This window comes from Achromobacter sp. HZ34, from assembly GCF_002209485.1.
Classification (GTDB): domain Bacteria; phylum Pseudomonadota; class Gammaproteobacteria; order Burkholderiales; family Burkholderiaceae_B; genus Bordetella_C.
The window spans coordinates 87468-100151 of sequence record NZ_NJIX01000009.1 but is presented as its reverse complement, the minus strand read 5'-3'; the positions used below and the strand labels follow the sequence as shown (position 1 = coordinate 100151).

Genomic DNA, 12684 nt, shown 5'->3' with positions numbered 1-12684 from the left:
CCACTCTTTGCAGGAACGACATCATGGCTCATCCCCACCCCGGCACTGCCCTCATCACCGGCGCATCCTCCGGCATCGGCGCCGTCTATGCCGACCGCCTGGCCCGCCGCGGCTATAACCTGATCCTGGTGGCGCGCAATCGTGCCCGGCTGAATGCCGTGGCCGAACGCATCACCTCCGAAACTCGCCAGGCGGTTGAAGTACTGGAGGCCGACCTCGGCGCCGCGGCATCCCTGGCGCAGGTCGAGGCCAAGCTGCGGGAAGACGCCAGCATCACCCTGCTCGTGAACAATGCCGGCGTTGGCACCCATACGCCGCTGCTGGAAAGCGACGTCGATGCGATGACTGCGATGATCGGTCTGAACGTCACCGCCCCCACCCGCCTGACCTACGCCGTCGCGCCCGGCTTCGTGGCGCGCGGCAGGGGCGCGATCATCAATATCTCTTCCATCGTCAGCATCGCGCCGGAGTTGCTCAACGGCGTGTACGGCGGTAGCAAAGCGTACGTACATGCGTTCAGCCAGTCGCTGCACCATGAACTGGGCGACAAAGGTGTGCGTGTACAGGCCGTATTGCCGGGGGCCACCGCCACGGACTTCTGGGCGACGGGTGGACTGCCGCTGGAGCAATTGGACCAGGCCATCGTCATGACGGCCGGACAACTGGTGGATGCCGCCCTGGTCGGCTTCGACCGCGGCGAGCTGATAACCATCCCGTCGTTGCACGCCGAACAGCAGTGGGAGGCCTACGAGGCGGCCCGCCGCGCCATGGCGCCGCATCTTTCTGCCAACACGCCCGCGGCGCGCTATCTCGCCGCGCGTTGATTCGACTCACGCCGATTACAGACAAGCTTCCCACATCCTGCCCTTCTCAAGGACTCATCATGAAACTCACCGAAAACACCATCTTCATCACCGGCGGCACCTCAGGCATCGGCCGCGCATTGGCCGAAGCGCTTTACAAGCTGGGCAACACCGTGATCATCGGCGGACGCCGCCAGGCCTTGCTGGATGAGGTCACCGCGGCCAACCCCGGCATGGGCGCCGTGCAGATGGACGTGGCCGATCCGGCCAGCATCGAAGCGGCCGCCGCCACGGTGATCACGCGCTATCCCGCGCTGAATGTGCTGATCAACAATGCCGGCATCATGCCTTTCGATGATGCCGGCGGCAAGATCGACGATGCAGTCTCGCGCGCAATCCTGGATACCAACCTGCTGGGCCCCATTCGCCTGACCTCGGCGCTGATCGAGCATTTGAAGCAGCAGCCCGACGCCACCATCATTCACAACACTTCGGTGCTGGCCTACGTGCCATTGGCATCGACCGCCGTTTACTCGGCGTCCAAGGCCGCACTGCACTCCTACGCCATGTCACAACGCTTCATGCTGCGCGACACAAGCGTGCGAGTGCAGGAAATCGCACCGCCCTGGGTAGATACCGATCTGATAAAGAAGAGCGGTGACCCGCGCGCCATGCCCCTGGACGCCTTCATCGAACAGACCATGGCAAGGTTGGGCAGCGACGACGAAGAAGTCATCGTCGAAGCCGTGAAGCCCTTCCGCGCCAACCCCGGGCCGAACGAACACGCCCTGGTGAACGGCTTCAACGCCGCCGTGGTTGCCGAGCCGATTCCTGTCTGAGGAAGCATGACAAGGCCATGCCTGCCAATCGGTAGCGGCCCATCACCGATCACGGCCGTCCGGCGTCCCGGATGGCCTGTTCGATGACCTTCGTGACCGCGTCGGGATGCGACAGCATGGACGTATGGCTGGACGCGATCTCCGTGGTCCGTGCGTGGATGCGCTGCGCCGTATCGCGCTGGAGCTGCGGATCGATCATGTGGTCCTGGGCGCTGACCACGAACCAGCTCGGCCGACTCTGCCATGCGGCCTGGCTGACCTTGTCGTCGAAGGCGGCGGCACGGATCAAGCCCTGGGTGGCCGCCACCTGGGCAGCCTCCACGGCGGACACATCCGGCGCGAAGTCGGCCTTGACCGCCGCCGCCGGTAAATACAGATAGCCGTCGCCGGTCGCGGCCAGCTTGCCCAGCCCCGGTGGCGTGGCGTAGTCCTTGCCCTGCGCGCCGGTGCTCTGACCAGGCGCCGGCGCGAAAGCGGCGACGTAGACCAGGCCCTTCACCTTGGGATCGACCCCGGCTTCAGTAATGACCGTGCCCGCCCAGGAATGGCCGACCAGGATCACGTCGCCCTTGACCTGGCTGATGGCACGCCGTGTCGCCGCGACGTCGTCGGCGAGCGAGGTCAGCGGGTTCTGCACGGCAACGACCGGGATGCCGTCGCGTTGCAGGCGGGCAATGACCTTGTTCCAGCTGGAGCCGTCCGCGAACGCACCATGGACCAGCACCGCTGTGGGCGTGGCGGCGGTGGATGCCGTCGATGACCGTCCCTGCGGCGCGGCGGCGAACGACGTTTCGGCATGGGCGGCGCTACCTGCCAGCGCGGTGGCAAGGGCGATGGCGGCGAGGTGGAACGGGTGACGGGACGCTTGCATGATGAATCCTGGTGGGTTGTGAACGAACAATCCGTACTAGACCCTGGTCATTTGTCCGGTCTGTGTCCTCGGCCCCCCGGATTTGCCGCCTTATGTATCGGCCCCAGGTCTTGATACATAGGCGTACAAAAGCCCCTTCCCGCCCGCCAGCCGCTTGCCGTACATTTGCGTCGGACAGGAAAGTGGCGCGCCGCGGCAGTCACCCGCGGCCGGCCACACCAAGGCAAGCACAACAAGGATCCCAAGGCATGGAGCACACCGACCACATCCTCATCGTCGACGACGACCGCGAAATCCGCGAACTCGCCGGCAACTTCCTGCGCAAGAACGGTCTGGACGTGACCTTCGCGGCCGACGGCAGGCAGATGTGGACACAGCTGGAACGTGGCACCTTCGACCTCATCGTGCTGGACATCATGATGCCCGGCGACGATGGCCTGGTCCTGTGCCGGGAACTGCGCAGCGGCAAGCACCGCCGCATCCCCATCCTGCTGCTGACCGCCCGCAGCGACGACATGGACCGTGTGCTGGGCCTGGAAATGGGCGCCGACGACTACCTTACCAAGCCCTTCGTCGCGCGTGAGCTGCTGGCGCGCATCAAGGCGGTACTACGCCGCACACGCATGCTGCCGCCCAATTTCCAGGTCACCGAATCGGGCCACCAGCTGCGCTTCGGCGAGTGGTGCCTGGACACGACGGCGCGCCACCTGCTGGACAAGGACGGCACCATCGTGTCCCTGAGCGGGGCAGAGTATCGCCTGTTGCGCGTATTCCTCGATCACCCCCAACGCGTGCTGACGCGCGACCAGCTGCTCAATCTCACCCATGGCCGCGAGGCGGACATGTTCGGCCGGTCCATCGACCTGCTGGTCAGCCGCGTGCGCCAGCGCCTGCGCGAAGATGCGCGCGAACCCACCTTCATCAAGACCGTGCGCAGCGAAGGCTACGTCTTCGCGTCGGCGGTGGAAGTCCTGGAAGCCTAGCGCGCCATGTCCCATCCCCTGCTGTCCCTGCGGCTGTGGCCGCGCACGCTGGTCGTGCGCCTGTTCCTGCTTTTCGTCGTGGGACTGGTCGCCGCCCATGCCTTGTCGTTCTCGCTGCTGTTCTACGAACGCTACACCACCACCAAGATGATGATGCTGGGCGACCTGGAGCGCGACGTCGGCATCGCCATGGACATCCTGGACCGCCTGCCCGCGCAGGAACGCGCCGCCTGGTACCCGCGCCTGACCAACGCCAACAAGCAATACCTGCCTGGCCCAGCGACGGTGCATCAGCCGCTGGCGTCGGCCGCGCAGCGGACCGCGGCGCGGGCGATCGAAGATGCGCTGGGCGACCGGCGCCCGCTTTCCATCACTGCCGATCCGGCGGATCCGCGCCACATCCAGGCGCAGGTCACGCTGGGCGATGGCAGCACCGCCGTGCTGGACATCCATTTACAGATGCCGGCCCTGGCGCTGTGGCTGCCGGTGGTGCTGTGCCTGCAATTGCTGCTGCTGGTCGCTTGCGCCTGGTTGGCGGTGCGGCTGGCGGTAAGGCCGTTGACCCGCCTGGCCCAGGCCGCCGATGCCATCGATCCGAACCGCAAGCCGCCCCCCGTACCGGAAAACGGCCCTCGCGAAGTGGCACGCGCCGCCACGGCCTTCAATGCCATGCAGCGCCGTATCGCCTCGCACATGGCCGAACGCATGCAGATGCTGGGCGCGATCTCGCATGACCTGCAGACGCCCATCACCCGCATGAAGCTACGCGTGGAGAGCATGGACGAAAGCAGCGACCGCGACAAGCTGGAACGCGATCTCGACGAAGTAAGCCGCCTGGTTCGCGAAGGCATCGATTACGCCCGTAGCGCGCATGGCAGCCAGGAGCAGGAAGTACGCGTGGACCTGGGCGCATTCGTCGAAAGCCTGGTCTACGACTACGAGGACACAGGCCGCCAGGTGGCATTGGCCGGACAGCGGAACCTGCCTTGGACGACTCGCCCGCAGGCTTTGCGGCGCGTGCTTAGCAACCTGATCGACAATGCCATCAAGTTCTCCGGCGCGGCCGAAGTGGAAATGCGCCACCACGGCGACGACAGTGTCTCGCTGCTCGTCCTGGACCGCGGACCGGGCATCCCTGCCGCCGAGCTGGATGCCGTGTGCGAACCCTTCTACCGCGTCGAAGCATCGCGCAATCGGGAAACCGGCGGCACCGGCCTGGGCCTGGCCATCGCCAAACAATTGGCCTCCGCATTGGGAGGCCAATTGATCCTGGCGAACCGCCAGGGCGGCGGCCTGTCCGTCGAACTCAGACTGGCCCGTCCGCTTCAGAACCGGTAATTGACATTGATCAATCCACTGTTCTGGCGGTTGCCGTCACCGTACTGGCCAGCGTACGTCAGGCTGACCTTGGTACTGCGCGTGACGGCCACCTCGGCGCCCAGTTCAAGGGCCAGGGCGTCGCGGGCGATGGGTGCGCCCGCCACGGAGTAGGACGTGTCGCTGCCCTGCAGGGCCAGGGTGGTGTGCGGCTGGACGTCGCCGAAGGCGTGGCGCCAGCCCACCGTGGCGCGCAGGGTGCCTGCCATTGCGCCGGCGTTGAAGTCCGTGCTGGCATGCAGGCCCAGGGTGGTGGTGGTCGTCTGGTTGTGGTTGCTTTCGCCGTCCAGGGCCGCGGAGCCCCCCGATTCGGAGAAACCGCGCAAACGCATGTCGGTCCAGGCGGCGCCCACGAAGGGTTCGACGCTGGCACCTTGGGCCACGGGCAGCTTGTAGCCCAGTTCGCTGAACAGCTGGGTGGTATTGCCACCATAGTCCGCCGTCAGCGTCTGGTCGATGGCACCGGCATTGACGCCGCGCCGGGTGCTCAGGTCGTGCCAGGTGTACGCCGCGCCGCCGCTCAGGCGGATCTGCCCCGGCCCGGCGGCAAAGGCCTTGCCGCCATACAAGGTGGCGCTGTAGCTGTCGACGTCCGCCCTGGAGTCGACATCGTGCGTGCTCAGGTGGCTGCCGGTATAGCCCAGCGCGCCGCCCAGGCGCATGCCGCCGCCCACGTCATGGTCCGCACCGATATACACACCGCCGTCCGTCGCCGTGGTCTTGGCGATGCCGTTGCCGCCGCCCACCGAGTTCCAATTGCCGAACACTTGTACCCAGACCGGATACGCGCCCGACGTCGGCAGGGACGACGCATCGCCCCCGCCCAGATCGGCCGTCGGCGGGCCCGGCAGCATGGCGGCGTCCATATTGGCGCGCAGATGCGACAGCGGCAGGCTGGACGTAGTGGTGGAAACCGTCTGCAAGGCGGTGACGTTGCCGGCATGAGCCTCGCCGGACAGCAGGTTGAAGGCCTTGGCCGCATCGCCGCCAGACAGCGTGACGACCTGCTGATACAGGGCGTTCGACTGCGGCAGGCCATCCAGGGAGCGCGCCACGGCCCGCTGGTTGCGCGTGATGCCCAGGCTGTCGAAGGTGATGTCGTTGCGTTGCAGCGTCAGGTCGACGTCCTTCGCCGTGTAGGCCAGGGACGGCGTCAGGAAAGCGTAGTTGGACTGCACCGAACCGAAGGTACCGCTCAGTCCACCATCGGACGTCAGGATCGTATAAGTGCGGAAGGGCGCGTAATTGCCATTTGTGCCGATATGCACGACCGAACCGGCCAGGCTCGTCTGGCCGGTGACGTGGACCAGGTCGCTGCTGGTGCTGGCGGGATCGGCCTGCACCGCGTAGATCGAGCCCTGTTCGAAAGTCAGGTTACCGTTGACCGTCAGCGTGCCGATGCTGCTGACGCCGGCGGCGGTCATGGCGCCGGGCGACAGCGTCGAACCGCTGGCCAGCGTGGTGCTGCCCACCGTGCCGGTACCGGCCAGGGTGGCCCCGCTGCCGGCATTGACCGTGCTGGCCACCGACCCACTGACGACCAGCGTGCCGCCGGCATCGACCGTGGTGGCGCCGGTGTACGTGTTGGTGCCCGTCAGCGTGGTGGTACCGGCGCCTATGGTCACGCCGGCCAGGTTGCGCAGGGCGTAGCCGTAGGTGAAGGCATTGCCCGCCCCCGGGGCGATGGTGACACTGCTGCTACCCGTGCCGCCGTCGATGTCGCCGATGATCCGCGCGCTGCCGCCCAGCACCTGCAGGCTGCTGTTGCTGCCGCCGAAATTGATGGCCAGGCCGCTGCTGTCGGCCTTGATGGTGCCGTAGTTGACGATGCTGGTGTTGGTGACGCCGGTGTCGATGGCGGCCGCCGTCGCGCCGCCGCCTTCGATCAGGCCACCCGCCAGGTTGGTGATGGTGACGGTGTGGGTGGTGGCGCCGCCGGTGATGGCGATGGCCGAATCGGTCTGGCCGCGAATGGTGCCGCTGTTGGTGATCGCGCTGTCCGCGTAGATGCCCTGTGCCGGGAACGTCGTGGTGGTGTCGTCGGGATTGTCGATGTGGTCGATGCCGGCCAGCGTAATGCCGCGGCCGATGCCGCCGTCCACGTTGTCGCCTTCGATCAGGCCGGAATTGACGATGGTGCCGCCGCCCACGGTGACGCCTTCGCTGACATCGTTGAACGCCTGCTTGCCGATGATGGTGCCGGTGTTGACGATATGTACGATGCCGTCGACGTCCACGCCATCGCCGTCGCCGGTCACGCCGTTGCCGATGATGGTGCCGTGGTTGTTGATGGTGGCAACCGAAGTGATGCCGTCGATATTGATGCCGGAACCGTCCTGGCCTTCGATGACGCCGCCCAGGTTGTTGGTGACGGTGATGGCGAAGGACACACTGTCGTCCGCCGCGCCGCCGGTGATGCCATGGCGCGAGCCCAGGATGTGTCCGGTGCCCGCCGCGACGTCGCTGCCATTGCTGGCGTTGATGACGATGACACCCGTGTTGTTCTGCGCGTCCACGCCGTCGTTGGCTTCCGTGTTGTACACGGACTGGATCAGGCCGTCGTTGTAGACCACGCCGTTGACGCCCGGCCGCACGGCGTCGGCATCGTAGGCCTGGATCACGCCGGTGGACAGGTTGCGCAGCACATTGCTGCCCGTGGTGATGGCATTCCAGTCTATGGCCTGGCCGCCCTTGCCCGCGTCCGTGGCCGACAACTGGCCAGAGATGATGGTGCCGGCGTTGGTCAGCGTGACATTGCTGTTGCCCACGTTCATCTGCATCGCATCGTCGGTCGTGGCCTGGATCAGCGCGCCGACGCCGTTGTTCACCGTCAAGGTCAGGCTGCCGGTGTTGTCGCGGATCGCACGCTTGCCGGTGGACAGGATGGTGCCGTAGTTATTGAGGGTGGCGTCGCCGGTCACCGATACTGAGATGGCGGAAGTCTTCAGGGTGCCGCCCTGTTCGACGGTTCCCGTGGTGCCGGCCGAGAGCGTTTGCGCGGACGTATTGGTCGTCGCGGTCGGGATATCGAAGCCGGCCGGGACGGCGAAAGCCGCGTGGGAGCCGACGAGGACAGGAAGGGCAGCCGCGATGGCCAGGGCCAACGGGGAAAAGGCGGGACGTTTCATACGTGTTGGCGGTTCTTATGGGGGGAGGGTCAGGATTTTCGGTATCCCATGTGTCATTGTCGTGACGGCGAAGAAACAATGAAAAAAGGCCCGCGAGTCTGGACTCGTGGGCCTGCTTATGCATTCAAGACGCTTTGCGATTCAGCGATTCGTCATGTTCGCCGGCGGTCTTCGTGGGTGGACACGCAAGAACCTGGTGCTCACATGTGATACCGCAGCGTCAGCATCGCATTGCGGCCATCGCCGAAGACGCTATAGAAGTTGCCGGGCGGACGGATGTAGTAGTCGCGGTCGAAGATGTTGTTCAAGGCAATCGACACGTCCACGTTGCGGTTGACCTGGTAGCCCACCGTGGCATTGAAGATGGCATAGCCGCCTTGCGTCACCCCCCGATTGATGGCGCTTTGCGCCAGCATCCCGCCGCCCACGCTGACGTTCTGCAAGGGACCGTCGGTGAACTTGTACTTGGTCCACAGCTTGAACAAGTGCTTGGGATCGGTGCCGTCGGTCAGGTCCGGTTCGTCGTCATCGAACTTGGTGTTCAGGTAGGTATAGCCGGCATAGACGTTCCAGTTCGGCGTCGGCTGGCCATTCACCTCGAACTCGATCCCCTGGTTGCGCGCCTTGCCGCCGGGAATGCTGCCGATGGCGTGGTCGGGGTCGCCGATCGCGCGGTTCTTGTCCTTGATGCGGAACAGCGCCACCGTGGTGCTCAGGCGGTCGTCGAAGAACGAGTTCTTCACGCCGACTTCATATTGCTCGCCCGTGCGGGGCGGCAACAGGGCACCGGTATAGTCGGTGGCGGTCTGCGCGGTCATGAAGCGCGAGAAATTGGCGTAGGCCGTCGTCGATGGCGTGATGTCCCAGACCAGCCCGGCGGACGGCAGGAACTTGTGATTGACGTTGGCGATGGTGTTCCAGCTTGGGTCGTCGGACAGCAGGCTCTTGGAGCGTTCGCGCAGGAAGGCTTCGCGCGCGCCCAACACCAGCGTGAGCGGGTCGGCGAGCTTGATGCGGCCCTGCGTGTAGAAGCTGTACTGTTCCATCCGGTTCTTGGCGTCGTAAGTGAACGGAACGCTGACTTCCGGCACCTCGTTCGGATCGTAGAGGCTGAACAGGCCGCCAGGATACGGGCCGTCCAGCGACACGAAACCAGACTTGCTGCGCTGGTTCACCTGGGCGTAGTTGAAGCCAGCGGTCAGCGTGTGGGTCAGGCCGAAGGCATCGACGGGACCGGACACGTGCGAGTCGAAGCCCGCCCAGTTGGTGGTCGTCAGCTGGCGCTGGTCGCCGAAATAGGCCAGGCCGTCGGCGGTGGCCGCGGGACCGGAGTAGGCATACTTGGCGCTGGAGCGGGACTCGCGGTAGAAGGCGGTCGTATCCCAGGTCCAGCCATTGTCGAAGCGGTGCGTCAGGTTGAGGTTGGCTTCCTGCATCCGCAGATAGGAGTTGTTCCAGTCGGGGCTGTAGTTGTCGTGGTAGGAGCCCGGCACGCGGCCGATCAGCGCCGTCTGGTCATCGTTGATGACGCCACCCGCACCGTAGTCCAGGCCGGTGATCTTCGTTACCTGGTATCCAGCCGACAGGGACACCGTGGTGCGCGGCGAGAAGTCATAGTCCAGCGCGACATAGCCCATGCCGTTCTTGTTGCGCGTGACGTCCACGGACTGCTGCGAATTATTGCCGGCGACCACTGCGCGGCCGCGCAGCGTACCGTCCTGGTTCAGCGGACCACCCACGTCGAATACCTGGCGCACGCCGCCAAAGGTGCTGACCTGCGTTTCGCTGGAAAAGTGGAAGGCGTCCTGCGGGCGCTTGCGCACCAGGTTGACCGTGCCGCCAGGCTGGCCCAGCGCGTCATCGGTCACGCCGGCCGGGCCGCGCAGCACTTCGACGCGGTCGTACATCGACATGTCGAACTGCTGCTGGTACTGCAGGCCATTCATGATCGACACGCCGTCGAACTGGATGCCCATCTGGTTGCCGCGCGCACGGTAGTAGCCGGTGCCGTCGCCGTAGTCGACGGAGCCCACGCCCGTGACGTAGCGCAGGCCTTGCTGGATGGTGGCGATGTTCTGATCGTCCATCCGTTCGCGCGTCAGCACCGACACGGAGCCGGGGATTTCCTTGATCGGCACGGGGATCTTGCCGACCGTGGCGGTGGTGGCGGCGTATGAGCCGCTGCCTTCCGTGGTGCCGTCCAACGCAGTGCCGGTGACCCTGACGTCGGGCAGCGTGCTGCCGGAGACCGGCGCCGGACGCAGCAGATAGCCGCCGTTGTCCTGCCTTGCCGCTTCCAGGCCGGTGCCCGCCAGCAGCGCGGCCAGGGCCGCCCCCGGGGTATAGCGGCCGCTGACGCCGCGGGTGGTCTTGCCGCTGGTCTGGTCTTCGGTGAAGGTCAGCAGCATATTGGCCGAGCTTGCCAGGTTGCGCAGGGCGGGCGCCAACGGACCGGCGGGAATGGCGTAGGCCTGCGTCGCGGCGCGCGCGCCTGCTTGCGCTTGTGGCGCGGCGGCCTGCGCCTGCGCGGTGGCCGGCAGGCCCGCATACAGCGCCACGCCGCAGGTGGCGGCGGCAATGGCCTGGACGATGGTGCGAGGCTGGAGCGCCCGCTGGTTCACCGGCACGGACTGCTGGTGTTGGCTACGGATAGGCGCGCGGCGGCGACCGACGATCGGCATGAATTCCCCACAGGATGGAAGTTGGAAACGAAGTCCTCATGGGATATGTGCCGCGAGAATCCGGATCGGGCAGCCGGAAGGCGAATAAATCTCAAAAATATTTGTAACGGTGAAAGGGGGGCCCGATTTCGGGCGGTGCATTCGGGGGCTGGGGGCTGGGGGCTGGGGGCTGGGGGCTGGGGGCTGGGGGCTGCGCGCCGGCTGCGGCCCCCAAGTCGGGACCGCGGCCCGTTGTCGGGGCCAGCAGCCCATTTCCGCGTGCGGCGCGATCACGAGATGGCTTCGACCGTCACCCAGTAGCGCGTACGCTGGTGGACCCGTACCGGCAGCACCTTGGTCAGCATGTCCAGGATGCGGTCCGTATCCTCCAACGGGAATACGCCGGACACGCGCAGATTGGCGGCGGCCGGGTCGCAGCGCAGGAAGCCGGGCCGATAGCGCCCCAGTTCCGCCAGGAAGTCGGTCAGCCGCAGGTCGTCGGCGACGATCTGGCCGCGCGTCCATGCCAGGTCACGGTCGACGACCGGCACGGCGCCGTCGACGGCACGCCGGGTGAATGTGGTGCGCTCGCCCGCGCGCAGGGTGCGTGGCTGCGAGGCGGACTCCGCCGGCGTGATCTCCACCGCGCTTTCCACTACGGCCACCGTACTGTAGCCATCGTCCTGGCGCACCATGAACCGCGTGCCGAGCGCGCGCACGCGCCCTTCGGCGGTCTGCACGATGAAAGGCCGCCGGTCAGGCTGGCCGTCGACCAGCACGTGACCCGTGATGATCATGGCCTCGCCTGCCACCAGGCGGACCAGGCGGCGCTGCCCGTCGAAATTCACGTCGATGGCGCTGTCGGTATTGAGCAGGATGCGGGTGCCGTCGCTCAACGCCACCGCGCGCTGCTGCCCCACGCCTGTACGGTAGTCGGCCACCACCTGCTGCCAGATCTGCGTGCGCGAGGCGAGCAGCGCGGACGTGCCGATGGCGCCGCCCCACAGCAGCAGGCGCATGGCCTTGCGGCGGCCGGCGACGCTGGCGGCCACGTTGCCGCCGGCCGCGGCCGCCTTGCGGGATGCATAAGGCGAGAGCGCCTGGTACGCGGCGCGTGGCTGCATGGCGGAGAGCCGACGGGTAACCGTTTCGATGTGGCGCCAGGCCAGTTCATGTTCGGCATCGGCCGCGCGCCATTGCTGCCAGCGCTGGCGTTCGGCGTCAGTGGCTTCGCCGGACATCATTATCGTCAGCCATTCGGCCGCGGCATCCGCGGTGGCTTCGCTGATCGGCTGGCCACAGGCCATGGGTGGCGCCGGGTCGCTGGCCACGGTGGACGGCGCCGGCCGTCGATCGGTCGGCAGGGTGGGCGGCGTGGAACTACAGGAAGTCGGCATGGTGTGGGCAGTGCTGGCTATCCGGGCATTCAGAAGGCCAGCGCGAACAGGCACTGCCGGTTGGCGCGTGTCAGGTATTGCTTGACGGAGCTGGCCGACACGTCCAGCCGCTCGGCGATCTGGGCGTAGCTCAGTTCCTCCAGATGGGCCAGCAGGAAGGCTTCCTTCACCTTGGGCGGCAGGCCGTCGAGGACGCGGTCGATTTGCTGCAGGGCTTCCAGCGCGATCAGCCTGGCTTCCGGCGCGGGCGCCAGTTCCTCGGGCAACGCGGCCAGCATCTCCAGGTAGCTGGATTCCAGCAGATGGCGGCGGTGGCGGCTCGCGACCAGGCGGCGGGCCACGGTGACCAGGAAGGCCCGGGGTTCGCGGATGGTTTCCAGCGCGCCGGCCGTCATGACGTTGACGAAGGCGTCCTGCGCGACGTCGGCGGCGTCGAAGCTATTGCCCAGTTTCTTGCGGAGCCAGCCGAATAGCCAACCGTGATGGTCGCTGTACAGCGTGTGCAGATCTTGCGGCGAGGAAAGGTCGGCGGATGGCATCGGGCAAACGCGGTCTTGCGGTCCGGATTTAGAAATAAGAATAGTTATCGTTTATAACCTGGGCGGGGCGGCTTGCGCAATACGAGT

9 protein-coding genes are annotated in these 12684 nt (G+C 66.3%); 4 read left to right on the top strand and 5 right to left on the bottom strand.

Annotated features, from left to right (window positions below; genetic code table 11):
- Nucleotides 1–23: 23 nt before the first annotated feature.
- Complete coding sequence (locus tag CEY05_RS27845; protein WP_088600534.1) at nucleotides 24–824, top strand: SDR family oxidoreductase; 801 nt, start codon at nucleotides 24–26, stop codon at nucleotides 822–824.
- 59 nt (nucleotides 825–883) lie between these two features.
- On the top strand, nucleotides 884–1642 hold the full coding sequence (locus tag CEY05_RS27840) for an SDR family oxidoreductase (RefSeq protein ID WP_088600533.1): 759 nt from the start codon (nucleotides 884–886) through the stop codon (nucleotides 1640–1642).
- A 49-nt stretch (nucleotides 1643–1691) separates the two neighbouring features.
- Here the strand turns inward: CEY05_RS27840 and CEY05_RS27835 are convergent, their stop codons facing one another.
- Nucleotides 1692–2513, bottom strand: a complete 822-nt coding sequence (locus tag CEY05_RS27835) for an alpha/beta fold hydrolase (RefSeq protein ID WP_088600532.1) — start codon at nucleotides 2511–2513, stop codon at nucleotides 1692–1694.
- 248 nt (nucleotides 2514–2761) lie between these two features.
- Here CEY05_RS27835 and CEY05_RS27830 point away from each other — a divergent pair, with 248 nt between their 5' ends.
- A complete protein-coding gene (locus CEY05_RS27830) occupies nucleotides 2762–3496 on the top strand; it encodes a response regulator (RefSeq protein WP_088600531.1) in 735 nt (244 codons plus the stop codon).
- 6 nt (nucleotides 3497–3502) lie between these two features.
- A complete protein-coding gene (locus CEY05_RS27825) occupies nucleotides 3503–4834 on the top strand; it encodes an ATP-binding protein (protein ID WP_088600530.1) in 1332 nt (443 codons plus the stop codon).
- On the opposite strand, the gene CEY05_RS27820 is transcribed toward CEY05_RS27825, so the two are convergent.
- From CEY05_RS27820 to CEY05_RS27805, 4 genes are all read right to left on the bottom strand, one after another.
- Nucleotides 4822–8001: an autotransporter domain-containing protein gene (locus tag CEY05_RS27820; protein WP_088600529.1), complete on the bottom strand. Its 3180-nt coding sequence runs from the start codon at nucleotides 7999–8001 to the stop codon at nucleotides 4822–4824. The genes CEY05_RS27825 and CEY05_RS27820 overlap by 13 nt on opposite strands.
- Before the next feature lie 200 nt (nucleotides 8002–8201).
- Nucleotides 8202–10682: a TonB-dependent siderophore receptor gene (locus CEY05_RS27815; protein WP_088600528.1), complete on the bottom strand. Its 2481-nt coding sequence runs from the start codon at nucleotides 10680–10682 to the stop codon at nucleotides 8202–8204.
- A 269-nt stretch (nucleotides 10683–10951) separates the two neighbouring features.
- Entirely contained in the window at nucleotides 10952–12058 is a 1107-nt protein-coding gene (locus CEY05_RS27810) for a FecR domain-containing protein (protein WP_233161743.1), read from the bottom strand.
- 29 nt (nucleotides 12059–12087) lie between these two features.
- The gene (locus tag CEY05_RS27805; protein WP_088600526.1) at nucleotides 12088–12597 is read right to left on the bottom strand and encodes a sigma-70 family RNA polymerase sigma factor; all 510 of its coding nucleotides are present in this window, start codon (nucleotides 12595–12597) and stop codon (nucleotides 12088–12090) included.
- Nucleotides 12598–12684 lie beyond the last annotated feature (87 nt).